At 61.2% G+C, this 23,717-nt stretch carries 24 protein-coding genes and 2 tRNA genes; 15 read left to right on the forward strand and 11 right to left on the reverse strand.

Translation table 11 applies throughout. The features are described from left to right. Positions 1 to 69 precede the first annotated feature (69 nt). The 7 genes from OQ248_RS14960 to thiO are packed head-to-tail and all read left to right on the forward strand — an operon-like array spanning position 70 to position 6,842. The gene (locus OQ248_RS14960) at positions 70 to 543 is read left to right on the forward strand and encodes a GspH/FimT family protein (RefSeq protein ID WP_114885624.1); all 474 of its coding nucleotides are present in this window, start codon (positions 70 to 72) and stop codon (positions 541 to 543) included. Continuing rightward, a complete protein-coding gene (gene pilV, locus OQ248_RS14965) occupies positions 540 to 989 on the forward strand; it encodes a type IV pilus modification protein PilV (RefSeq protein ID WP_265813198.1) in 450 nt (149 codons plus the stop codon). The genes OQ248_RS14960 and pilV overlap by 4 nt, the downstream gene beginning before the upstream one ends. After that, on the forward strand, positions 986 to 1,699 hold the full coding sequence (locus tag OQ248_RS14970; protein ID WP_265813199.1) for a prepilin-type N-terminal cleavage/methylation domain-containing protein: 714 nt from the start codon (positions 986 to 988) through the stop codon (positions 1,697 to 1,699). The genes pilV and OQ248_RS14970 overlap by 4 nt, the downstream gene beginning before the upstream one ends. 10 nt (positions 1,700 to 1,709) lie before the next feature. Then, positions 1,710 to 2,189 carry a PilX N-terminal domain-containing pilus assembly protein gene (locus OQ248_RS14975; RefSeq protein ID WP_265813200.1) on the forward strand — a complete coding sequence of 160 codons (480 nt, stop codon included), beginning with the start codon at positions 1,710 to 1,712 and terminating at the stop codon, positions 2,187 to 2,189. Beyond that, positions 2,176 to 5,268, forward strand: a complete 3,093-nt coding sequence (locus tag OQ248_RS14980) for a PilC/PilY family type IV pilus protein (RefSeq protein ID WP_265813201.1) — start codon at positions 2,176 to 2,178, stop codon at positions 5,266 to 5,268. The genes OQ248_RS14975 and OQ248_RS14980 overlap by 14 nt, the downstream gene beginning before the upstream one ends. A gap of 14 nt (positions 5,269 to 5,282) precedes the next feature. Beyond that, positions 5,283 to 5,684 (forward strand): type IV pilin protein, encoded by a 402-nt coding sequence (locus OQ248_RS14985; protein ID WP_085712180.1) that lies wholly within the window; start codon positions 5,283 to 5,285, stop codon positions 5,682 to 5,684. Between the two features lie 57 nt (positions 5,685 to 5,741). After that, complete coding sequence (gene thiO / locus OQ248_RS14990) at positions 5,742 to 6,842, forward strand: glycine oxidase ThiO (protein WP_265813202.1); 1,101 nt, start codon at positions 5,742 to 5,744, stop codon at positions 6,840 to 6,842. On the opposite strand, the gene OQ248_RS14995 is transcribed toward thiO, so the two are convergent. The 4 genes from OQ248_RS14995 to OQ248_RS15010 form a co-directional block, all read right to left on the reverse strand. Continuing rightward, entirely contained in the window at positions 6,839 to 8,185 is a 1,347-nt protein-coding gene (locus OQ248_RS14995; RefSeq protein ID WP_265813203.1) for a sigma-54 dependent transcriptional regulator, read from the reverse strand. The genes thiO and OQ248_RS14995 overlap by 4 nt on opposite strands. Continuing rightward, a complete protein-coding gene (locus tag OQ248_RS15000) occupies positions 8,182 to 9,771 on the reverse strand; it encodes an ATP-binding protein (RefSeq protein ID WP_265813204.1) in 1,590 nt (529 codons plus the stop codon). Before OQ248_RS15000 ends, OQ248_RS14995 begins: the two co-directional genes overlap by 4 nt. Next, the gene (locus tag OQ248_RS15005; protein WP_265813205.1) at positions 9,761 to 9,994 is read right to left on the reverse strand and encodes a PP0621 family protein; all 234 of its coding nucleotides are present in this window, start codon (positions 9,992 to 9,994) and stop codon (positions 9,761 to 9,763) included. Before OQ248_RS15005 ends, OQ248_RS15000 begins: the two co-directional genes overlap by 11 nt. 125 nt (positions 9,995 to 10,119) lie before the next feature. Next, positions 10,120 to 11,136 carry an outer membrane protein assembly factor BamD gene (locus OQ248_RS15010; RefSeq protein WP_119430150.1) on the reverse strand — a complete coding sequence of 339 codons (1,017 nt, stop codon included), beginning with the start codon at positions 11,134 to 11,136 and terminating at the stop codon, positions 10,120 to 10,122. Between the two features lie 152 nt (positions 11,137 to 11,288). Between OQ248_RS15010 and rluD the strand changes: the two genes are divergently transcribed. From rluD to OQ248_RS15040, 6 genes are all read left to right on the forward strand, one after another. Next, complete coding sequence (gene rluD, locus OQ248_RS15015; RefSeq protein ID WP_085712174.1) at positions 11,289 to 12,251, forward strand: 23S rRNA pseudouridine(1911/1915/1917) synthase RluD; 963 nt, start codon at positions 11,289 to 11,291, stop codon at positions 12,249 to 12,251. Then, a complete protein-coding gene (gene pgeF, locus OQ248_RS15020) occupies positions 12,248 to 12,970 on the forward strand; it encodes a peptidoglycan editing factor PgeF (RefSeq protein WP_265813206.1) in 723 nt (240 codons plus the stop codon). The genes rluD and pgeF overlap by 4 nt, the downstream gene beginning before the upstream one ends. A 130-nt stretch (positions 12,971 to 13,100) precedes the next feature. Further along, positions 13,101 to 15,665 (forward strand): ATP-dependent chaperone ClpB, encoded by a 2,565-nt coding sequence (gene clpB / locus OQ248_RS15025; RefSeq protein WP_265813207.1) that lies wholly within the window; start codon positions 13,101 to 13,103, stop codon positions 15,663 to 15,665. Between the two features lie 298 nt (positions 15,666 to 15,963). Beyond that, positions 15,964 to 16,039, forward strand: a tRNA-Asn gene (locus tag OQ248_RS15030). 9 nt (positions 16,040 to 16,048) lie between these two features. Next, positions 16,049 to 16,125 (forward strand) — tRNA-Pro (locus tag OQ248_RS15035). Between the two features lie 148 nt (positions 16,126 to 16,273). After that, positions 16,274 to 17,899, forward strand: a complete 1,626-nt coding sequence (locus OQ248_RS15040) for a methyl-accepting chemotaxis protein (RefSeq protein ID WP_265813208.1) — start codon at positions 16,274 to 16,276, stop codon at positions 17,897 to 17,899. 86 nt (positions 17,900 to 17,985) lie between these two features. Here the strand turns inward: OQ248_RS15040 and OQ248_RS15045 are convergent, their stop codons facing one another. From OQ248_RS15045 to OQ248_RS15060, 4 genes are all read right to left on the reverse strand, one after another. Beyond that, the gene (locus OQ248_RS15045) at positions 17,986 to 18,393 is read right to left on the reverse strand and encodes an EF-hand domain-containing protein (protein ID WP_265813209.1); all 408 of its coding nucleotides are present in this window, start codon (positions 18,391 to 18,393) and stop codon (positions 17,986 to 17,988) included. 213 nt (positions 18,394 to 18,606) lie between these two features. Further along, positions 18,607 to 19,905: an NAD(P)/FAD-dependent oxidoreductase gene (locus tag OQ248_RS15050; protein ID WP_085712169.1), complete on the reverse strand. Its 1,299-nt coding sequence runs from the start codon at positions 19,903 to 19,905 to the stop codon at positions 18,607 to 18,609. 66 nt (positions 19,906 to 19,971) lie between these two features. Beyond that, positions 19,972 to 20,145, reverse strand: a complete 174-nt coding sequence (locus OQ248_RS15055) for a DUF3094 domain-containing protein (RefSeq protein WP_065261571.1) — start codon at positions 20,143 to 20,145, stop codon at positions 19,972 to 19,974. A 144-nt stretch (positions 20,146 to 20,289) separates the two neighbouring features. Next, entirely contained in the window at positions 20,290 to 20,916 is a 627-nt protein-coding gene (locus tag OQ248_RS15060; protein ID WP_065261573.1) for a DUF1780 domain-containing protein, read from the reverse strand. Positions 20,917 to 21,049: 133 nt separating this feature from the next. Here OQ248_RS15060 and OQ248_RS15065 point away from each other — a divergent pair, with 133 nt between their 5' ends. After that, positions 21,050 to 21,739 (forward strand): energy-coupling factor ABC transporter permease, encoded by a 690-nt coding sequence (locus tag OQ248_RS15065; protein ID WP_248740440.1) that lies wholly within the window; start codon positions 21,050 to 21,052, stop codon positions 21,737 to 21,739. Positions 21,740 to 21,804: 65 nt separating this feature from the next. Beyond that, the gene (locus tag OQ248_RS15070; RefSeq protein WP_096820888.1) at positions 21,805 to 22,020 is read left to right on the forward strand and encodes a hypothetical protein; all 216 of its coding nucleotides are present in this window, start codon (positions 21,805 to 21,807) and stop codon (positions 22,018 to 22,020) included. A 6-nt stretch (positions 22,021 to 22,026) separates the two neighbouring features. On the opposite strand, the gene yacG is transcribed toward OQ248_RS15070, so the two are convergent. The 3 genes from yacG to OQ248_RS15085 are packed head-to-tail and all read right to left on the reverse strand — an operon-like array spanning position 22,027 to position 23,716. Beyond that, entirely contained in the window at positions 22,027 to 22,227 is a 201-nt protein-coding gene (yacG, locus tag OQ248_RS15075) for a DNA gyrase inhibitor YacG (RefSeq protein WP_085712167.1), read from the reverse strand. Further along, the gene (gene coaE / locus OQ248_RS15080) at positions 22,224 to 22,847 is read right to left on the reverse strand and encodes a dephospho-CoA kinase (protein WP_265813210.1); all 624 of its coding nucleotides are present in this window, start codon (positions 22,845 to 22,847) and stop codon (positions 22,224 to 22,226) included. The genes yacG and coaE overlap by 4 nt, the downstream gene beginning before the upstream one ends. Continuing rightward, positions 22,844 to 23,716 carry an A24 family peptidase gene (locus OQ248_RS15085; RefSeq protein WP_265813211.1) on the reverse strand — a complete coding sequence of 291 codons (873 nt, stop codon included), beginning with the start codon at positions 23,714 to 23,716 and terminating at the stop codon, positions 22,844 to 22,846. Before OQ248_RS15085 ends, coaE begins: the two co-directional genes overlap by 4 nt. Between the last annotated feature and the right edge of the window lies 1 nt (position 23,717).

A 23,717-nucleotide genomic window follows, 5' to 3' on the forward strand; every position in this document is an offset into this window, starting at 1 on the left:
ACCGACGTAACCCGGTCGAATGTTCTAGGTTTACAGGGCAGGTATAGCCGACGGCAACGGAGGGCATCGATGGATCATCGTACAAAAGGTTTCACGCTGATCGAGGTCCTGGTGGCGGTCGCGTTGGTTGTGATCCTGATCACGATGGCCGTCCCGGCGTTTACCCGATCGATCCAGGGCAGCAAGGCCGACACTGAAGTCGGCGACCTGCAGCGGGCGCTCAACTATGCGCGACTGGAAGCGATCGATCGCGGGACCACCATCCGGTTACGGCCAACCGCCGGGGGCAGCGTCTGGACGGGCGAATTGTCGGTCTACGACAGTACTGGCACTTCGGCCAATGTATTGCGGGTTGTTCCAGCGATGAGCAGTGGCGCGACTCTGACGCTAACCTCAGGAGTGACCACGCTGGATTTCAATAATCTGGGTGGTCTGGCGGCACCGTCCACGGCGGTGGTGTTCAGTTACACGCTGGGAACCCAAAGCAGGACGCTGAACGTGTGTCTGAACGGACGAATTCAATCGGGTGGAAGCTGCGGATGAGGGCAGGGAGCAAAGGTGCACAGGAAGGCATGTCGCTGATCGAAATCCTCGTGGCGTTGCTGGTGCTGACGGTCGGGTTGCTGGGGGCGGCGGCGGTTCAGCTCAATGCGCTGAAATACACCGACAGCTCGCGGATGACCAGTCAGGCGAGTTTCATCGCCTACGACATGATGGACCGCATCCGCGCCAACTCCGGCGCCGACTACACCGTCACGCCGCCGACCTCGGGCAACCTGAGCGTCACCCGTGATCAGGATCTCTACGATTTCACCACCAACATCGTCAATTTCGGCGGGCCGACTGCCACCGGCAGCATCACCCTCAACCAGCGGGTGTACACCATCACCATCAACTGGAGTGACTCACGGGCCGCCAACACCGCGAGCGCCCCGCGCAGTTTTGTCCTGACCAGTCGCGCCACGGTCGATCCGGTGGCATCGCCATGAAGCGGCATAACCAGGGTTTCGGCCTGATCGAAATGCTCATCGCCCTGGCGCTGGGGCTGATCATCGTACTGGGCGTCGTGCAGACCTTTCTCGCGGCCAAGAATACTTATGTCAGCCAGAACACCTCGGCGGCCATGCAGGAAGATGCACGGTTCGTGTTGAGCAAGATGATCCAGGAAATTCGCATGGTCGGGATGTTCGGCTGCCTCGGGACCATTACCGATTCGAGCACCAGCGGCGATTTCAATGCTGCGCAGATCACGCCGATCAGCTGGGACAACACCAATCTGAAACTGACGCTGGTCACTGCCGATGTCGGCAATGGCGGCGGAACACCGACCTGGACGGTGGTTTCCGATTGCCGCAACAGCGCAACGGCCTACAGCAACCTGCAGACTCCGGCGGCCGGGCAAATCGCCTTCCCGATCCGGCGTCTGGTCTACAGCTTCAGCAACAACCAGATCCTGATGGGCACCGGTGGCGGAACGCCGACCCAGCAGGTACTGGTGAACAACGTCAGTGCATTTACGGTGATGTTCGGACTCGCCACGTCGGCAACGGATGTCTCTGCCTCGACCTACAGCAGCAACCCCGGCGATCCGGCGCGCATCCGCAGCGTGCGTCTGACCCTGACCCTCACCGACCCGAACAACCGGGTCGCCAACCAGACCTTCAACGTGGTTGCCGCTCTGCGCAACCGCTTGCAGTGAGGGCCGGCCGATGAATATTTCTCTCCATCAACGACCAACCCAGCGTGGCATGGTGCTGCTGGTCAGCCTGGTGTTTCTGTTGCTCCTGACGGTGATCGGCCTGTCATCGATGCAGAGCGCCAACCTGCAGGAAAAGATGGCCGGCAGTGTGAGTCTGCGCAATCAGTCGTTCCAGACCGCCGAGGCGGCGCTGCGCATCGGTGAGAGTGCGGTGCAACTGAGCACGTATTCGTTGGCGGTGTGTGCCAATACCACCCAGTGCGCACCGCCGGCCGAGTCCACGGTCGTGACTGCTGCGGGGCTCAACTCGACATCCGGAGTTACATGGATCGCTGCCGGCAGCGGCTTCTACGGGGTACAGAACATCGGCACCACGCTCACCGCGGTGAACGTTCCGAGCAATACCTCGGCGACGCTCTACCGGGTCACGGCTGTCGGGATCGTCGGCAGTTCACGCAGTGTGGTGGAGAGTGTCTATGCGAAGTACTGAACGACGCTCTGGCTGGCGGTCGTGGCTGGCGGGGTTTCTTGTGGGGTTGTATCTGGCCGCGCCCGCGTATGCGTTCACGCCGTCGGATTCGCCATTGCTCAGTGCCGCCGCCGTACCGCCGAATGTCATCTTGCTGATCGACGACTCGGGCAGCATGAACAGCATCATTTACGCTGCGGGTTTTGATCCCACGGTCACTCGCACACCGGCCCGGCAGTGCAACGCGGTGCTCGGGTTGTGTCTGAGTTCGACGGCCATCACCGGTGATCCGGTGTTTCTGTCGAGCCTGCCGACCTCCGGCTGCTCCGGCGGTGCTTATGCGTTCTACAACAACAGCCTGGCGCCGCTGTGCCTTAAACTGCCGGACCCGGTCGGCGGCGGCAATACCCGGTATTACGGGGATTACATCGCTTACGTGGTCGGCCTCGCCATCAGCAACGGTACCCGCGACTTCACCACCGGGGCGATTCCCAACGACTACCGGATCAACGTCGCCCGCAACGTTTCCACTGCACTGGTGACCAGCAACCGTAATCTGCGTTTCGGCCTGTCGACATTCAACCCGGCCACCAGCAACAACCCGGGCAACGGCGGTTACATCGCCCGGTCCGTCAGCGACCTGGCACCGGTCAGCGGCAGCGTGACCCAGGCCCAGGCCGACAGTAACTACAACGCACTGATCTCGGCGATCAGCGGCCTGAGTGCCGTGGCCAATACACCCTTGGCGGAAACCTATTACGAAATCACCCGCTACATGCGCGGCATGACGCCGTACTACAACACCACGCCGAGCACCTACACCAGTCCGATCCAGTACCGCTGCCAGAAAAACTACGGGGTGGTGATCACCGACGGCCTGCCGACCTACGACCGCACGTTCCCCACCAATGACCCGCTGGGCGGCAGCCGATTACCGAACTGGGACGGCATCAACAATGACGGCAACAACCTCAACGGCGATAACGAGGGCGACACGCTGTACCTGGACGACATCGCCAAGTTCGCCTTCGACATCGACATGCGTTCGACCGGTGTCGATGCGGCCGGCAAGAGCTGGGGCTCGGCCGACTTTCCCAAACAGAACATGAACACTTACACCGTTGGCTTTACCGCCGACAACGATATGTTGTCGGACGCGGCGAACTACGGTCAGGGCAAGTATTACCAGGCCACCGACAGTGCCGGACTGAACACGGCGTTGTCTTCGGCATTGAGCGACATCACCTCCAAGGCCGGCTCCGGCGGCAGCGGGGTAACCAGCGCTACGACACTGGTGAGCGGCAGCAGCTATTTCCAGACCAGTTACGACCCCCGGGACTGGCGCGGTACCATCAAGTCCTTCGGCTTCACCTCGAGCGGGACGGTCAACACTTCGACGGTGCTGTGGACGACCGACACCGCCATCGTCCCCGGCGCCACGGCACCTACCTATCAATCGTGGAATACCTTGAGCAACGCGGCAGTGACACTGGCTTACGGCAACTTCTCTGCAGCACAGCAGACAACGCTCGGCCAGAGCCTGCCCTCCGGCATCAGTGGCAGCGACCTGGTGGAGTGGAGCAAGGGCACCAACAAGACCGGGCTCAAGGTTCGCAGCGTATTGCTGGGCGACATCATCAACTCGCCGCTGGTGCTGGCCTCACCCACGGACAAGACCGCCTCCGACCTGTCGGGCGACACCACCTACACCAGTTACCTGACCACCAAGGCTGCGAACATGAATGCGAATCTGGTGGTGAACGGCAACGACGGTTTCGTCAGCGTCATCAACCCGGCCAACGGCACCCGGCGTTACGCCTATATGCCGTCGAGCGTGCTGCCGTCGTTGCGATTGATTGCCGACCCCAACTACATCAACGGCGTCAGCCACAAGTTTCTGGTGGACGGGCAGGTCGGGGTCTATGACGCGCAGTTCGGCACGGCCTGGAAAACATTGGCCATTGGCGGCACCGGGGCCGGTGGCAAGACGTTCTATGCCTTGCAGCTGTTCGACGCCTCGGCGGGGAACATTCTCAATGCGCTGTGGGAAGTGAGTGCACCGGCCACTGCCAGCACTGCGAACGCTTTCAATGATCTGGGTTATGCCTACGCTCGTCCGGAAGTGGCACGCTTGGCCGATGGTCGCTGGGCGGCTTTCATCGCCAATGGCTACGGCAGCAACTCGGGGGTGGCGGCGTTGTATGTGCTGGATGTGCGCGACGGTTCACTGATCAAGAAAATCGTCATCGACAGTACTGAAACCACCAATGGACTGTCGTCGGTGAAGCTCAAGGTCAATTCGCAGAACGTGGTGCAGGCCGCGTACGGCGGTGATCTGAAGGGGCGCCTGTGGAAGTTCGACCTGAGCGCGACCACCACCGACAGCTGGGGCGTGGCATTTTCCGGCAAGCCGTTGTTCACCACGGCGGGCGGCACGACGCAACCGATCACGGCGCAGCCGCTGCTGGCGGACAATTCATTGGGGGGCAAACAGATTTTTGTCGGTACCGGCAAATTCAATGAAACCTCCGACAAGACCAACAAGGATCTGCAGGCGTTCTATTCGGTGTGGGATGCCGATGGCGGTTCGGGGCAACTGACGGTCAGCAGCCTGCAGGCCCAGGCCATCACCGGTGTGTTCTCGGGCAGTTCAGGGCAGTTCATTACCACGACCCAGAACGACACCACGTATCCGGCGGAAAAGGGCTGGTATCTGCCGCTGGTGTACAACAACGTATTGACCGGCGAGCGGGTGATCAATCAGGCGAGTCTGGTGCTGGGGCGTATCGTATTTACTACGGCCAGTGTCGATACCACTGACCCGTGCTCCAGCTTCGGTACCGGCAAACTGGTCGAACTCGATGCGTTCAGCGGTAAGATGCTCAACTATGCGGTGCTCGACACCAACGCCGACGGCGTGGTCGACACCAATGACACGATTTCCAGCGGTGTGGTGTTCAGTGGCGGCATTCCTACGCTGAACGCCATCGTCAACGGCGCATCGCGCAAGATCGTGAACGATTCCAGTGGCGGGATCACCACCCTGGTGGAAAAATCCGGCGGCGGCAGCCGTCGTATCATGTGGCGACAAATACAGTAAGCGAGAGTTGAGGCATGCGCAGATCCATCCGCGGGTTCACCCTGATCGAAATCATGATCGTGATTGCGATCATCGGGATCATCATCACCATTGCCGCACCGAGCTATACCGAATACCTGAAGAAGGGCCGCCGCGCCGAAGTGGCCTCGCTGCTGAACGAGCAGGCGCAGACCCTCGAACGCTTCTACACCCGCAACAATGTTTACACCGGTGTCACCGGGCTCAGCACGGGCAATGATTTCTACACCATCACCCCGACCATCGCTGACCAGACCTACCTGCTGACCGCGACCCGCAAGGCCGGCACGACCATGGCCGGCGACAAGTGCGGGGATTTCACCCTCACCAACACCGGTGTGCGCAGCATGATCAACGCGACTGCCGGGCTTGCCACCAAGGATTGCTGGGGCCGCTGAGCCGCTTTCATTCGGGTGCCTTTTGCGCCCACTGTCTTTTTTACGGTTGGAACAAACATGACCAGGCAACAGCAAGTGGTGATTGTCGGTGGCGGGGTGATTGGCCTGCTGACCGCGTACAACCTCGCCTCCGAAGTGCGCAGCGTGGTGCTGCTGGATCGATCGAACGTCGGCCAGGAGTCGTCCTGGGCCGGCGGCGGCATCGTTTCTCCGCTGTATCCATGGCGCTATAGCCCGGCGGTCACGGCGCTGGCGCACTGGTCGCAGGACTTTTATCCACAGCTGGGCGAGCGATTGTTTGCCGACACCGGCGTCGATCCTGAAGTCCATACCACCGGCCTGTACTGGCTGGATCTGGATGATGAGGCCGAAGCGCTGGCCTGGGCCGAGCGGGAAAACCGTCCGCTGCGGGCTGTGGATATCTCGGCGGCCCATGATGCGGTGCCGGTGCTTGGCGGTGGATTTTCCCGGGCGATCTACATGGCCGATGTGGCCAACGTACGCAACCCACGGCTGGTGAAGTCGTTGAAAGCGGCGTTGCAGGCATTGCCGAACGTGACGATTCACGAGCAGTGCGAGGTCAGCGGGTTTGTCCGTGAGGACGAGAAGGTTGTCGGTGTGCAAACGTCGAAAGGCGTGATCAACGGCGATCAGGTGGTGCTGACGGCGGGGGCGTGGAGCGGCGAGCTGCTCAAGACGCTGAATCTTTCGCTTCCGGTGGAACCGGTCAAAGGCCAGATGATTCTCTACAAGTGCGCGGCGGACTTTCTGCCGAGCATGGTGCTGGCCAAGGGGCGTTATGCGATTCCGCGTCGCGACGGGCATATCCTGATCGGCAGTACGCTGGAGCATGAGGGTTTCGACAAGACCCCGACCGAAAACGCTCTGGAAAGCCTCAAGGCCTCGGCCGTGGAGCTGCTGCCGGCGCTGGCGGATGCCGAAGTGGTGGGGCACTGGGCCGGGTTGCGTCCCGGCTCGCCGGAGGGCATTCCCTATATCGGGCGGGTGCCCGGGATTGATGGTTTGTGGCTCAACTGCGGGCATTACCGCAACGGACTGGTGCTGGCGCCTGCCTCCTGCCAGCTGTTTGCCGATGTGATGCTGGGGCGGGCGCCGATCATCGATCCGGCGCCGTATGCCCCGGCCGGGCGCATTTAATCCAGGCCGAGCTTCTTGAGCCTGTAGCGCATCGAACGGAATGACAGGTTCAACCGCTGGGCCGCAGCCGTACGGTTCCAGCGGGTTTCTTCCAGCGCCTGCAGGATCAGTTTGCGCTCGACGTTTTCCAGATAGTCTTCCAGGTTGTCGATCTGTGTGAGATCGGCAATGCCACCCTCGGCTGCGCAATTGCCTTCGCTCAGGCGCAGGTCGTCGGCCTCGATCGTGCGGTTTTCGCACAGCGTGTGCGCACGCTCGAGGACGTTCTCGAGCTCCCGTACATTTCCCGGAAAGCGGTAGTTCTTCAACGCCTCCAGCGCTTGTGGATGCAGGCGCGCCGCCGGCTGGCCAGTGCCGTGGGCCAGACGCTTGAGCACATGGCTGGCCAATGCCTCGATATCGTCACGACGTTCACGCAGGGACGGAACCCGCAGTTCGATCACGTTCAGCCGGTAATACAGATCCTGCCGAAAGCGTTCGGCGGCGACTTCCGCGTCCAGGTCCTTGTGGGTGGCACACTGAATGCGTACATCGACCACGGTTTCCTGTTGGCCGCCGACGCTGCGCACGGCTTTTTCCTGAATCGCCCGCAGCAACTTGACCTGCATCGACAGCGGCAAGTCCGCCACTTCATCGAGAAACAGCGTCCCGCCATGGGCGGCCTGGAACAGGCCCGGCTTATCGTCCACCGCACCCGTGAAACTGCCTTTGCGGTGACCGAAGAACTCGCTCTCCATCAATTCCGAAGGAATCGCCCCGCAATTCACCGGCACGAATGGTTGGCTGGCGCGCGGGCCTTGCTCGTGAATCAGCCGGGCGACCAGTTCCTTGCCGCTGCCGGACTCGCCGCTGATGTAGACCGGCGCCTGGCTGCGGGCCAGTTTGTCGATCTGTTTGCGCAGGTTGCGCATGGGTAACGAGTCACCGAGCAGGCGCCGGTCAATCGAGGTGCAGACGCCGCCGGTCGCCGGCATGCGCAATGCCGTGGCGACCAGCTCACGCAGTCGGGTGAGATCCACCGGTTTGGTAAGGAAATCGAAAGCCCCGGCTTTCAGGGCGTTGATCGCTGTTTCCAGGCTGCCATAGGCGGTGATCATCGCCACCGGCAATTGTGGGTAGCGTTGCTGGATGTGCTGCACCAGATCCAGTCCGGTGCCGTCCGGCAGGCGCATGTCGGTCAGGCACAGATCGAAGGTGTCGCGGTTCAGCAGCGACTGGGCTTCGCCGAGGTTGCGTGCGCTGAAGGTGTCGAGTTTCATCCGTCCCAGGGTGATTTCCAGGAGTTCGCGGATATCCGGTTCGTCGTCGACGATGAGGATTTTTTGCCGTGGGCTCGTGTTCAACTTTGTTTCCGTCCGTGAGCAAAGGTGATGCGAAAGCAGCCGCCGCCTTGGCGTGGTTTGAAGTCTAGGCGGGCCTGGTTGCTTTCGCACAGCTCACGGGACAGATAAAGCCCAAGGCCGGTGCCCTGGCTGCTGGTGGTGAAGAAGGGTTCGAACAGATGAGCCTGCTGATCCAGCGCCACGCCGGGGCCGTTGTCCTGGACTTCGAGCACGGCCAGCTGGCTCTCGGGGTCGATGAACAGCCGCAGCCAGACCTGCGCCGGATCGTGCAGCAGGGCGCTGTGCCGCCAGCCGTTGCGCAACAGATTGTCGAGAATTTGCGTCAGTTGACCCGGGTCCATCAGGGTCCGGAAATCCCCGGGTTCGATGTTCAGATGAATCCGTTGGTGCTCGCTGGCCTGTTCGCGGCTTTCCTCGACGAAGTGCTCGAGCCATGGCTCGAGATCCAGCCGTTGCGGCGCGCTCTGCTGGCGGCGGGACAGTTGCAGGACGTTTTCAATGACTCGGTTCATGCGCTGGGAGTGATCCTGGATGATCTGCGTCAGACGCCGATCCGCATCGTCGAGTTCCTCGGATTCCCGCAGCAACTGTGCGGCATGACTGATGGCACCCAGCGGGTTGCGGATCTCGTGGGCGATGCCGGCGGTCAGGCGCCCGAGCGCGGCGAGCTTCAGTTGCTGGGCCTGCTGGGCGATTTGCGCGAGGTCTTCGAGAAACACCAGGGTCTGGCGGTTCGGGCTCTGCTCCAGGGCGATGAAGCTCGGTTGCAGTTCCAGGCCGTTGGTGGCGATCTTCAGGCTCTGCGGGCGCAGGGTCGGGTTGTTCAGCCACAGGTTCAGGCGCTCGACCAGTGCGATCGAATATTCATCGATCAAATGACCTTCAAGGGGCGACTGCGCCAGCAGGGTCCGGGCGCTTTGGTTGGCCAGTTGCACCCGGCGTTGTTCGTCGAGGACCAGAATGCCGGTGCGCATGCGTTGCAGGATCAAGGCGTTGAGAGCTTCGAGGCTGACTACCTCGCTGGCCCGTTGTTCGGCGAGGGTCTCGCTGACTTCGAGGCGGCGGATCAGGCCTTGCACCAACAACGCTCCGGCAAAACACAGGGCGCCGAGGGTGCCCGCCTGCAGGTATTCGTTGGCGCTCAGGGGATGGCTAAAGCTCAGCAGGAAGCTGAGACCGACAATGCCGAGTGCGCCGATGGCCGCGATCAGCACGCCGATACGGCGTTTCAGCAGCGTATTGCTGATGGCTACCGAGACGATCAGCAAATTACCCACCGGGCTGGCCACGCCGCCGGCGGCGTAGAACAAGCCGCACAGCAGCAGGATGTCGACGAGAGCCAGGCCGAACAACTGGGCCGGACGGCGGATGTTCTCCAGGAACACCACCAGCAGGATATTCAGCACCAGGTACAACCAGCTGCCACTGCGCAGCAGTTCGTCGTCGGCCGACGTCAGCAGGCGGTTGTCCATGTTGCTGGAGATCAGCAGCACCAGGGTGATGCCGACGCTCAGACGGTAGAGGTGATAGAGGCGCAGCAGTCGCTGGGCCTGTTTGCGAGTGGCGTCGGTCGCCTCAGCGATCACTGGAACCGGGGCCTTGCTCGAGGTGAGCCTGGCTGCAATACCACTGTTGACGAAGGCTCAGCGCACGGTCGCGTGGCAGGTGCACACCACAATGGGCGCAACGCACCATCGGTGCGGCATCCTGTTCGCGGGGGGATTGCATGGGTGCGACAGGCGCCTTGAATTTGCGCCAGAGCCAGACGGCGGCAGCGATCAGGGCGATCCAGAAGAGTAGACGAAGCATGATGGGCGGCTTTTTGACTGATGATCCGGCAGTTTAGCCAAGGTCTTGGCGGGCGCACAGCTCAATAAAACGCGGCAATAAAAAGGGAGATCCGAAGATCTCCCTTTTTGGCATCACCGAAGTGATCAGTCGAACAGACCGAAGGTCAAGTAGCTGAAAATGGAGCGGTCGCTGTTGCTGGACTCCGGTTCCGGCGCTTCGATCACGTCGCCGTTTTCGTCTTTAGGCTTGAGCTCGTTCGGGATAGCGTCTTTCGCGTCCTGGAACTGCTTCTGTACGTCCTGGTTGGCGCGGGTCTCTCCCGGCGGCAGCGGTGGACGGGATTCGATCAGGCCCAGAGTGGCCTTGCTCAGCCACGAACGGTTGTCGGCTTCGGCGACCGACGGTACGAACTGACCGTCCTTCAGGCTCGGGTGGTTCGGGTAGTTCAGCTTCAGGGTTTCCAGGCTGGTAGCCGCCAGTTCGTCCAGGTGCAGACGCTGGTAGGCCTCGGTCATCACCGCCAGGCCGTCGCCGACCGATGGGGTTTCCTGGAAGTTTTCCACTACATAACGGCCACGGTTGGCGGCGGCGACATAGGCCTGACGGGTCAGGTAGTAGTCGGCCACGTGGATTTCGTAGGCTGCCAGCAGGTTGCGCAGGTAGATCATGCGCTGCTTGGCGTCCGGCGCGTAGCGGCTGTTCGGGTAGCGGCTGGTCAGCTGGGCGAACTCGTTGTAGGAGTCGCGGGCAGCGCCCGGGTCACGCTTGGTCATGTCCAGCGGCAGGAAGCGCGCCAGCAGGCCAACGTCCTGGTCGAACGAGGTCAGGCCCTTGAGGTAGTAGGCGTAATCGACGTTCGGGTGCTGTGGGTGCAGACGAATGAAGCGCTCGGCGGCGGACTTTGCAGCTTCCGGCTCAGAGTTCTTGTAGTTCGCATAAATCAGCTCGAGCTGTGCCTGATCTGCGTAGCGACCGAACGGATAGCGCGACTCCAGAGCCTTCAGCTTGGCGGTGGCACTGGTGTAACTGTTGTTGTCCAGGTCCTTTTGAGCCTGCTGGTACAGCTCGGTTTCGCTCAGGTTTTCGTCTACGACTTCCTTCGATGAGCAAGCAGCGGTCAATGCGAGGATGGCGATCAGCAGCAGGTGTTTCACTTGCATGGCGGCTTGCGTCCCTATGACGGCCGCTGTCTTGGGCGGGGCCGTCCTGTTATGATGAGCGCCCCGTTGAAAAGCCCCGGGGCAAAAGACGCCGTATTTAACCACAAGCGCGCAGCCGAAACCAAAGGCTGTAGCCGACGCCCAGTCCGAGCATGTCCGATAAAATTGAACTTCGCGCAGAGGTGCCGTCCGAATTGGGCGGCCAACGCCTCGATCAAGTCGCCGCCCAACTCTTCGCAGAGCACTCCCGCTCGCGCCTTTCCGCCTGGATCAAAGAAGGTCGCCTGACTGTGGACGGGGCGGTCATCCGCCCGCGCGACATCGTTCATGGCGGTGCCGTCCTTGAACTGACCGCCGAGCAGGAGGCCCAGGGTGAATGGGTCGCCCAGGACATCGAGCTCGATATCGTCTATGAAGACGACGACATCCTGGTGATCAACAAGCCTGCTGGCCTGGTGGTGCACCCGGCTGCCGGCCACGCCGATGGCACCTTGCTCAACGCCTTGCTGCACCACGTGCCGGACATCATCAATGTCCCGCGTGCCGGTATCGTGCATCGCCTGGACAAGGACACCACCGGTCTGATGGTGGTGGCCAAGACCATCCAGGCGCAGACCAAACTGGTTGCCCAGCTGCAAAGCCGCAGTGTCAGCCGGATCTACGAATGCATCGTGATCGGCGTGGTGACCGCCGGTGGCAAGATCAACGCCCCGATCGGTCGTCACGGCCAGCAGCGTCAGCGCATGGCAGTGATGGAAGGCGGCAAGCCTGCGGTCAGCCACTATCGTGTGCTGGAGCGTTTCCGTTCCCACACTCACGTACGGGTGAAGCTGGAAACCGGTCGTACCCACCAGATCCGCGTACACATGGCGCACATCAACTTCCCGTTGGTCGGCGATCCGGCGTACGGCGGTCGTTTCCGCATTCCGCCGGCGGCGAGCCAGACCATGGTCGAGTCGCTGAAACACTTCCCGCGTCAGGCTCTGCACGCGCGGTTCCTCGAACTGGATCACCCGACCACCGGTGAGCGCATGAGCTGGGAATCGCCGTTGCCGGAAGATCTGGTCTGGCTGCTGACCCTGCTCAAGCAGGATCGCGAGGCATTCGTCGGATGAACTGGCTGACGCCGGACTGGCCCGCGCCGGCCAGCGTCAAGGCCTGTGTCACCACCCGCGAGGGCGGCGTCAGCGAGGCGCCGTTCGACAGCCTCAATCTGGGCGATCATGTCGAGGATCGTCCTGAGGCCGTCGCCGAAAACCGTCGGCGACTGACCGATCACTTCTCTATAAAGCCTGCCTGGTTGCAGCAAGTGCACGGGATTGACGTGGCGCATGCGGATCCGTCCGTGGTGGCCACGGCGGATGCCAGCTGGACGGCAACACCGGGTATCGCTTGTGCGGCAATGACCGCCGATTGCCTGCCGGCGCTGTTCTGCGACCGTGCCGGTACTCGCGTGGCAGCGGCGCATGCCGGTTGGCGTGGGCTGGCGGCTGGTGTGCTGGAAGCCACCCTCGACAGTCTGGATGTACCTGCCGAAGACATTCTTGTATGGCTCGGCCCGGCCATCGGTCCGCAAGCCTTCGAAGTCGGCCCGGAAGTCCGGGAAGTCTTCATCAATCAATTGCCCGAAGCCGCGACAGCCTTTGTCCCGAGCCACAATGTCGGCAAGTACATGGCCGACATCTATAAGCTGGCGCGACTGCGTCTGGCGGTTCGTGGAGTCACAGCTGTTTATGGCGGCGGTTTCTGTACTGTCAGCGACCCTCGTTTCTTTTCCTACCGCCGTGCATCGCGCACCGGTCGCTTCGCCTCCCTCGTTTGGCTCACCCGCTAAACTGTCTGATCTGCATCAACTGTCCCACGCTTGAATCTTCCAGAATCGACCGCATCTATAGCGGTATCTGGCAGGTTTCTTTATTCAGGATGGTTTTTTAGGTCCGGCCTGCTCAAAAGGAAGGTGACCCATGCGTATAGACCGTTTAACCAGCAAATTACAGTTGGCGTTGTCCGATGCCCAATCCCTGGCTGTCGGCCACGATCATCCGGCCATCGAGCCGGCGCATTTGATGCAAGCCATGCTTGAACAGCAGGGTGGTTCGATCAAACCCCTGTTGATGCAGGTGGGCTTCGACGTCAACAGCTTGCGTAAAGAGCTGACCAAAGAGCTCGACCAATTACCGAAAATCCAGAACCCGACCGGCGACGTGAACATGTCGCAGGATCTGGCGCGTCTGCTCAACCAGGCCGACCGTCTGGCCCAGCAGAAGGGCGACCAGTTCATTTCCAGCGAGCTGGTACTGCTCGCGGCGATGGACGAGAACAGCAAGCTCGGCAAGTTGCTGCTCGGCCAGGGCGTGAGCAAGAAGGCGCTGGAAAATGCCATCAACAACCTGCGCGGTGGCGAGGCCGTCAACGACGCCAACCACGAAGAGTCGCGTCAGGCGCTGGATAAATACACCGTCGACCTGACCAAGCGTGCCGAAGACGGCAAGCTCGACCCGGTGATCGGCCGTGACGATGAAATCCGTCGCACCATTCAGGTCCTGCAGCGCCGGACCAAGAACAACCCGGTGCTGATCGGCGAGCCTGGCGTGGGTAAAACCGCGATTGCCGAAGGTCTGGCCCAGCGCATTATCAATGGAGAAGTGCCGGATGGCCTGCGCGGCAAGCGTCTGCTGTCCCTCGATATGGGGGCGCTGATTGCCGGCGCCAAATATCGCGGCGAGTTCGAAGAACGCCTGAAAGCGCTGCTCAACGAGCTGTCGAAGCAGGAAGGGCAGATCATTCTGTTCATCGACGAACTGCACACCATGGTCGGCGCCGGCAAGGGTGAGGGCTCGATGGACGCCGGCAACATGCTCAAACCGGCCCTGGCCCGTGGCGAGCTGCATTGCGTCGGTGCGACCACGCTCAATGAGTACCGCCAATATATAGAGAAGGACGCGGCCCTCGAGCGGCGCTTCCAGAAGGTGCTGGTGGACGAGCCGAGCGAAGAAGACACCATCGCGATCCTGCGTGGGCTCAAGGAGCGTTACGAGGTTCACCACAAAGTGGCGATCACCGACGGCGCGATCATCGCGGCGGCCAAACTCAGCCATCGTTACATCACTGACCGGCAGTTGCCGGACAAGGCGATCGACCTGATCGACGAAGCCGCCAGCCGCATCCGCATGGAGATCGACTCCAAGCCGGAAGTGCTGGATCGTCTGGAGCGGCGCCTGATTCAGTTGAAGGTGGAATCCCAGGCACTGAAGAAAGAAAGCGACGACGCGGCGAAGAAGCGCCTGGAGAAACTCCAGGAAGAAATCGACCGCCACGAGCGTGAGTATTCGGATCTGGAAGAAATCTGGAACTCGGAAAAAGCCGAGGTGCAGGGTTCTGCGCAGATTCAGCAGAAGATCGAACAATCCCGTCAGGAACTTGAAGCCGCGCGCCGTAAAGGCGACCTGAACCGCATGGCCGAGTTGCAGTACGGGGTGATCCCGGATCTGGAGCGCAGCCTGCAGATGGTCGACCAGCACGGCAAGAGCGAGAACCAGTTGCTGCGCAGCAAGGTGACCGAAGAGGAAATCGCCGAAGTCGTTTCGAAGTGGACCGGCATTCCCGTGTCGAAAATGCTCGAAGGCGAGCGCGACAAGCTGATGAAGATGGAAAGCCTGTTGCACCAGCGTGTGATCGGCCAGGACGAAGCCGTGGTTGCAGTGGCCAACGCGGTGCGGCGTTCCCGTGCAGGGTTGTCCGACCCGAACCGTCCGAGTGGCTCGTTCATGTTCCTCGGCCCGACCGGTGTCGGTAAAACCGAGCTGTGCAAGGCACTGGCCGAGTTCCTCTTTGATACGGAAGAGGCGATGGTGCGGATCGACATGTCCGAGTTCATGGAAAAACATTCCGTGGCACGGCTGATCGGTGCGCCACCAGGCTATGTCGGTTACGAAGAGGGCGGTTACCTGACCGAAGCGGTACGGCGCAAGCCTTACTCGGTGATCCTGCTGGACGAAGTCGAGAAGGCGCACCCGGATGTGTTCAATATCCTGCTGCAAGTGCTGGAGGATGGTCGCCTGACCGACAGCCACGGACGTACGGTGGATTTCCGCAATACCGTAGTCGTCATGACCTCCAACCTCGGTTCGATGCAGATCCAGGAGCTGGTGGGTGACCGTGAAGCGCAACGGGCAGCGGTGATGGATGCGATTTCCACCCACTTCCGTCCGGAGTTCATCAACCGGGTCGACGAAGTGGTGATCTTCGAGCCTCTGGCGCGGGATCAGATCGCGGGTATTACCGAAATCCAGCTGGGTCGTCTGCGCAGTCGTCTGGCCGAGCGCGAGCTGAAGCTGGAACTGAGTCCGGAGGCGATGGACAAGCTGATAGCCGTCGGTTACGACCCGGTCTATGGCGCACGGCCGCTGAAACGGGCGATCCAGCGCTGGATCGAGAACCCGCTGGCGCAGTTGATCCTGTCGGGACGCTTCCTGCCGGGCGAGACCGCGACCGGCGTCGTGGAGAACGACGAGATCACGTTCAACTGACAGCTTTGGGTGGTGAAGTAAGGAAGGCCTCGCAATGCGAGGCCTTTTTTTTCGTTAGGCTGTTGAACTCAAAGGAAAAGGCTTGTAAAGTGCGCCCCGCAGTCAGTCACCAACACGGTTTCAGCTCACTGGGCAGAAATCTGAAATAAGTTGCAAATCATTAACTTGAAAGCAATTTAGGGGGTTGACAGAGGTGTTCTAGGTTGTAGAATAGCGCGCCTCAGACACACGAACGCAGCGATGCGAAAACGATGTCGAGAAGCTGCAAGTTTCACCGTAGTAAATTGAAATATGTAGTTCCGTGATAGCTCAGTCGGTAGAGCAAATGACTGTTAATCATTGGGTCCCAGGTTCGAGTCCTGGTCACGGAGCCAATTTCAAGCCGGGGTATAGCGCAGTCCGGTAGCGCGCCTGCTTTGGGAGCAGGATGTCAGGAGTTCGAATCCCCTTACCCCGACCATATTAAAAATCCTCGTATCGAAAGATACGGGGATTTTTTTTGCCCTTCGCTCAAGTCATCGTACAACTTGCCGATAGCCCGCTAACGAAAGGGGCCTGCCATCGATCGCCCCTTGAATCCGGCCAATACAAGAAAAAGGGCGTTCGTCATGTTGCTTCGTCAGTTGAATATTGCTCCCCGTGCGGCCCTGGGCTTTGCCCTGATTGCGTTGCTGGTGGCGTTGCTTGGCGTGTTTGCCCTGGGGCAGATGTCGAGCATCCGCGAGAGCGAGGTCGCGGTGGAGAACCAATGGCTGCCGAGCATTCGTGGCGGCGACGAGATTCGCGAGATCATGCTGCGCATTCGCACCATTTCTCTGCGCATGGCGCTGGATCCTGATCCGAACAACGTTGCTGTTTACCGCAGCCAGATGGACACCCGCGACAAGGAACTGAGCGAGAAGATTGCCGCGTACGACCGTCTGGTGACTACTCCGGAAGGCCAGCAGTTGTACGATCAGTTCAAGAAAACCTTCGCGGCCTATCGCGCCGGCATCGCGCAATCGTTCGTCCTTGCCCAGCAAGGCAAACGCGACGAGCTGACCAAACTGCTGCTGGTCGACATGAAAACCGTGGTCGACGGCTCCGGCAAGCAACTCAATGACCTGGCGGATCTGTTCGCCAAACAGGTCGCGGCAGAGAGCAGTAACTCCGCCGCCCACTACGAAACCTCGCGCACCATCGTCAGCCTGTTCATCGTACTGGCGGCGTTGGCGACTGTTGCTCTGGCGATGTTGCTTACCCGCAGCATCGTTCGCCCATTGAGCACCGCCGTCAGCGCAGCAGAAAGTGTTGCGAAAGGGGATTTGACCCGACCGATCGAGACAGAGGGCAACGACGAAGTCAGCCGATTGCTCAAGGCGCTGGCGACCATGCAACAGAACCTGCGCGAAACCCTGCAAGGCATCAACGGTTCTGCCACGCAACTGGCGACTGCCGCCGACGAACTCAACGCGGTCACGCTCGACAGCACCCAGGGCCTGCAACAACAGAACAACGAAATCGAACAGGCCGCCACCGCCGTCAACGAGATGACCACGGCGGTCGAGGAAGTCGCACGCAATGCGGTGTCGACCTCCGACGCGACACGCCAGTCCAGCGAATCGGCGCATCTGGGGCAAGAGCGGGTCAGTGAAACCGCCAGCGCCATCAACGCCCTGGCCAGCGACGTGCAGCACACTGGCGAACTGGTGCAATCACTGGCCAACCAGTCCCAAGACATCGGCAAGGTGCTGGACGTGATCCGCGCGATTGCCGAACAGACCAACCTGCTGGCGCTCAACGCCGCCATCGAGGCTGCACGGGCCGGGGAGAGTGGACGCGGGTTTGCCGTGGTCGCCGACGAAGTCCGGGCGCTGGCTTATCGCACGCAGCAATCGACCCAGGAAATCGAGCAGATGGTGCAGGGTATGCGCAACGGTTCGAGCCTGGCGTTGGAGTCGATGCAGGCCAGTGCCTCACGGGCGTCCACCACGCTGGTACTGGCCGAGCGGGCCGGCGAGGCCCTGCAAACCATCACCGCGTCGGTGCATGAGATCCATGAACGCAATCTGGTCATCGCCAGCGCCGCCGAAGAGCAGGCGCAAGTGGCGCGGGAAGTGGATCGCAATCTGGTGAACATCCGCGACCTGTCGGTACGTTCGGCGGCCGGTGCCGACCAGACCAGCGCGTCCAGCCATGAGCTGTCGAAACTCGCCAATGCATTGCAGGGCATGGTGCGGCGCTTCCAGCTGTAATCCCGGCAGACATAAAAAAGCCGCGCTTCTCGTGAGAGACAGCGCGGCTTTTTTGTCGGGGCTGTTTTGCCGGGACGGACTGAATATCAGGCACCGTCACGCTCTTTCAAGTGTTCGAACAAGCCTTTGGGCATTTTCTTGCCGTTGGCTTCGTAGTTGGCTTTGACGTTGTCGTAAGCCTCTTGCTCGTCGATGAAGCCATCGTGGTTGGTGTCGATCTTGTCGAAGTCGGAGTGCGGCGCGACCTTCAGGAATTCGGCGCGGGAGACTTTGCCATCACCATCGGTGTCGGTTTTGGCCATCGACGCATCGCCGCATTTGCCTTCACCGCATTTGCCTTCCGGGGTCTTCACCGAGGTTTCGGCCGAGGCGACCATGTAGCCCTGGGCCAGCGGTTGCGCGGCGAACACCGAGCCGGACAGCATCAGGCCGCCGGCCAGTACGGCACCGACCAGGCCAAGGGAGGTTTTGCCAGTTTTCGAAGTGCGGGTCATTTCATTCTCCTTCGGTTGCGCTGCGCAACCACACGTTAAGGGCGATCAGCCGGAGCAGGTGCGCTCGGGTGTGGCCATTAAGCGGTGGCGGTGTATCGCGTCTGTGTCGAGGAGCGTGGGCGTTTGTAAGCGAAGGTGGGGAAAGCGGGGGTAGATACAGTAGAAGACAAAACGCCGTGGGGGCGAGCTAGCCCGCCCCCACGGTTTTTTACATCAGTGCAGCTTCAGGCGTGGCTCGGTGCCGCGTCCGATCTTGCTGCCCAGCATCAGCATCGCCGTGCGGAACGGGCCGTACAGCGCCATCTGGTGCATGCGGTACAGCGAAACGTAGAACATCCGCGCCAGCCAGCCTTCGAGCATCACGGTGCCGGTCAGGTTGCCCATCAAGTTACCCACAGCCGAAAAACGCGACAGCGAAATCAGCGAGCCGTAGTCGGTGTACTTGTACTCCGGCAGGGTCTTGCCTTCGATCCGCAGTTTCAGCGACTTGGCCAGCAACGATGCCTGCTGGTGCGCGGCCTGGGCCCGTGGCGGCACGTTGCGATCCGAACCCGGTTGCGGACAGGCGGCGCAATCACCGAAGGCGAAAATGTTTTCGTCGCGGGTGGTCTGCAGCGTCGGCAGCACTTGCAGCTGGTTGATGCGGTTGGTTTCCAGGCCATCGATGTCCTTGAGGAAACCCGGCGCACGGATCCCGGCGGCCCAGACTTTCAGGCTGGCCTTGATCTCGTTGCCATCGGCAGTGATCAGGCTGTCGGCGGTGACCTGGCTGACCGAGGCGTTGGTCATCACGTTGACCCCGAGTTTCTCCAGTGTCTTGTGTACCGGCCCGCTGATGCGTTCCGGCAGCGCCGGCAGCACCCGTGGCCCGGCTTCGATCAGGGTGATGTGCATGTTTTCCGGTTTGATCCGGTCCAGACCATAGGCCGCCAGTTCATGGGCGGCGTTGTGCAGCTCGGCCGCCAGTTCGACGCCCGTGGCGCCGGCGCCGACGATGGCCACGCTGATCTGCTGGACCACGTCGGTCTGCCCGGCGTGAGCACGCAGGTAGTGATTGAGCAATTGCTGATGGAAACGCTCGGCCTGTTTGCGGGTGTCGAGGAACAGGCAGTGCTGCGCCGCGCCCTGGGTGCCGAAATCGTTGGTGGTGCTGCCGACCGCGATCACCAGCGAGTCGTAGGGCACTTCCCGCGCGGGGACCAGTTCCACGCCGTTTTCGTCGTAGGTGGCGGCGAGCTGGATCTTCTTCTGCTCACGATCGAGCCCGCTCATGCGCCCCAGCTGGAACTCGAAGTGGTTCCATTTGGCCTGGGCAACATAGTTGAGTTCGTCTTCGGAAGAGTTCAGCGATCCGGCGGCCACTTCGTGCAACAGCGGTTTCCAGATGTGCGTCAGGTTCGCGTCGACCAGCATGATGCTGGCGGTGCCGCGCTTGCCCAGAGTCTTACCCAGACGGGTAGCCAGCTCCAGACCGCCGGCGCCGCCGCCGACAATGACAATACGATGGGACATGGTTATAGCTCGCAAGGTTTTTAAAGGAAATCGTTGTCGTCGTAACCCAAGCGAGCGCGATGCAGCTCATAGCGTCAGGTAACTGATAAATCGGCTCAACAGGCCCAGACCGATGGTCGCTGCCAGTACCACCACCAGGAGCATCCACGGCCGGAATGGCCGGCGCTCGACACGGTGCTGGGACAACTGCAGGTACTCTTCGACATGCTTCTGGTCTTCGGGGTTCAGGCGGCTGGTCATATGAGGCCTCGTCAGGGATAGACGTTGCTGAATGCGCAGACGTTACAGCGGTTTGTCTGCGAGCGTTGAACGGCGCATGTCATCCGGGCGAATGATTGCGCTTTTGTAACATCCGGCCAGTGTTTGCGCCATCCTGCTTAGGGCTTACAGGCTGATCCCGACATCGAACAGAATGCTGCGACCCAGGTTGCTGCGCAGGAAGTCCGGTGCATCGGGGTGAGCGAACAGCACGCGGGCGAACGTCGGCCCGACCAGTGACAGCGAGCGCCAGCCCTGACGCAGATATTCGGTGGGCGGTGGAAAGTGGCTGTTGAGGTCGAGCACTTCGCGCTTGAGGCTGGCGAAGGCGATGATGTCCAGCTCGCCCAGATCCATGCCGCGTTCCTTGTAGTTGTGCGCTTTCTTGCGCAGGGTCGGCGCCAGCCTCAGCAGGAATTCGTTGGCCGGAATTCGTCGCGGCTTGGCCTCGCGGCGTACCAGTTGGCTCAGGGAAAACGCACTGCGCCGACGTTGCAGCTCGTCGCGCCATTCATCGTTGAGCCGGCGGCCTTCGTCGAGGACGAAAAACACCTCGAAGTTGGCATCGCGAAACAACACGTCCGGCGGCTCACCGGCCGGGGCGAATTCGTCGGCGCGATACGGAATATTCAAGCCTTGCAGCAGGCGCTGGCAGACCCAACGCTCACGCTCCCATTTGCGGGCATTGGACAGGAACGCGTTGGCCTGCTCGGCCGCGATGGTCAGCAGGCGTAAATAATCTGAGTCATCCATAGGCCCAAGCTTAGCGTTCAATTGCGACAAGCAGAAAGCTTTGCATCGGCAGATTCACCCGGGTGGCGGTGTAGACTTCGACACAGGAGCGCCAATCAAGGGAGTCTGCGGTGCGAATGAAGGTGATGGGATCATGATCGGTGCAGAACTGCTGTCATCGACGAGTCTGACCCTCGGCTGGCTGATTTACCTGCCGGTGCTGCTCTGGGCGATCTGCCGGGCACCGTGGGTTGAATTGTTCAGCGACAGCCGTCGTCAGCACTTGCTGTTCGGCACCGTGTTCGCGCTGTTTCTGTTGTGGATGGTGCGCAGGGATTTCGACACGGGCGTGTCGTATCACTTCATCGGCATGACGGCCGTGACCTTGCTGCTCGACTGGCCGCTGGCGATTGTCGGCGGGCTGGTGGCGCAGATCGGGCTGGTTCTGCTGGGGCGCCAGGATCTGGTGGCGGTCGGGGTCAACGGCGCGTTGCTGATCCTGCTGCCGGTGCTGATCACCGAGGGCGTGGCGATTCTGGTCGAGCGGGCGCAACCACGTAATCCGTTCGTGTATATCTTCTGCTCGGGTTTCTTCGCGGCGGCCTTGTCGGCGCTGTCATGTCTGATTCTGAGCCTGACCTTGCTCTGGTACGACGGCCTGTTCGCGATGCCCGAATGGCTGGAAGATTTCATCGGTTATCTGTGGCTGCTGATCTTTCCGGAAGCGTTCATCAACGGCATGGTGATCAGTGCGCTGGTGGTGTTCTGCCCGGAATGGCTGGAGACCTTCAACCGCACCCGCTACCTTTCGGCGCCCTGGAAGGACGACGATCCCAAGTCTTGATCCACATCAAATCCACCCCGCGCGCGGCATTTCATGCTCGGCCAAATCCCTTCAGGAGCAGCGGCATGAGCGTTTACGAGTGGGCGAGGCAGGAAACCCGGCAGAGTCTGGAGATGGCGCAGGAGGTGGGATTCGATCCGGGCCTGAGCCTGCGGGCCTTGCTCAGTGCGGTGGTGCAGCAGAGCAAGGCGGTGCGCAACGCCGAAGACCTGGCCGACGAGTTGCGCTTTCTGGCAGAAAACCTCGACGACAATCAGGACTACGGCTTCATGCGGCCCTGAGCGGGATCAGTGGCGCGGGTCGAAGTCGCCGGAAAACAGTTCGTCCTCGGCATCCGGGGCCACCGGAATCTTGTGTTCTTCCGACGCCCAGGCGCCGAGGTCGATCAGTTTGCAGCGGTCCGAGCAGAACGGCCGGAATTTGTTTGCGGGGGTGAATTCCACCGGGGCGCCGCAGGTCGGGCAATTAACGGTTGGGGTCTGGCTCATGACTGGCCTCCGGATAAAGTCAGGTAAAAGTGATGCAGGCGCTCGACTTCGCTGTGCAGCCAGGCGAGGTCGCGGTCGTTGACCACCACGTCGTCGGCACGGCTGACGCGGTCTTCGCGGCTGGACTGGGCCTTGAGGATCGCCTGGACCTGCTGTTCGCTGGTCTGGTCACGCTGCAAGGTGCGTTCGATCTGCAATTGTTGCGGGGCGTCGATCACCAGGATTCGCTGGGTCATCGCGTATTGACCGGATTCGATCAGCAGCGGCGAGACCAGAATCGCGTAAGGCGATTGTGCCAGCGCCAGGTGATGGGCGATTTCCTCGGCGATCAGCGGATGCAGCAGCGCTTCGAGCCAGCGGCGTTGCTCCGGCACTTCAAAGATCAGCTTGCGGAGCGCCGCGCGATCCAGCGTGCCGTCGGCCTGCAGGACATCGGGGCCGAAGTGCTCGGCAATTTTTGCCAGCGCCGGACGCCCCGGCTCAACCACCCAGCGCGCTGCATGATCGGCGTCCACCACATGGACACCAAGATCGATGAAGTGCTGGGCGGCAGCGCTTTTGCCGCTGCCGATGCCGCCGGTCAGGCCGAGAATCCAGGATTTTTCCACAGGGGTATTCATTTCAAACCGACAAACTGCCAATAGAAGCCGGTTATTTGACCACCCCAGAGCAAGGCAATCCAGCCGGCAATTGCCAGATAGGGTCCGAAGGGGATTGGCGTCGAGGTTTTCCGGTCGCGCAGCTTGAGCAGAATCACCCCGAGCACGGCGCCCACCAGCGAGGACAAGAGGATGGTCAGCGGCAGAATCTGCCAGCCTCCCCAGGCCCCCAGCAGTGCCAGTAGCTTGAAATCGCCGTGACCGATGCCGTCCTTGCCGGTGAGCAGCTTGAACAGCCAGAACACCGACCATAGCGTCATGTAGCCGGCCACCGCGCCCCACATCGCATCGTGCAGCGAAACGAACAGGCCGAAGCTGTTGACAATCAATCCCAGCCACAGCAGCGGCAGCACCAGCACATCGGGTAACAGCTGATGCTCGGTGTCGATCAGGCTCATCGCCAGCAAGCCCCAGGTCAGCACAATCAACAGGCATGCCGGCCAGCCGAAGCCCAAGTGCCAGGCGATGAATGCCGAGAGCAGGCCGCAGGCCAGTTCGGTCAGTGGATAACGCTTGCTGATCGGCGCCGAGCAGGACGAGCAGCGCCCGCGCAAAAACAGGTAGCTGAGCAGCGGGATGTTTTCCCACGCACGAATGCGGTGGGCGCAATGCGGGCATTGCGAGTGCGGCAACATCAGGTTGTAGACCGGCAATGGCGTTTCGACGGGCAGCCCGAGCACGTCGTGGGCCTGCTGGCGCCATTCGCGCTCGAGCATCTTCGGCAGACGCCAGATCACCACATTGAGGAAGCTGCCGACCACCAGCCCGAGTATCAGAGCGGTAAAGACAAAGGCCAGTGGATAGAGGGCGAAGAGTTCGTCGATGGGCATG

Origin of the sequence: Pseudomonas sp. COW5, assembly GCF_026240005.1 — a bacterium.
Lineage (GTDB): Bacteria > Pseudomonadota > Gammaproteobacteria > Pseudomonadales > Pseudomonadaceae > Aquipseudomonas > Aquipseudomonas kribbensis.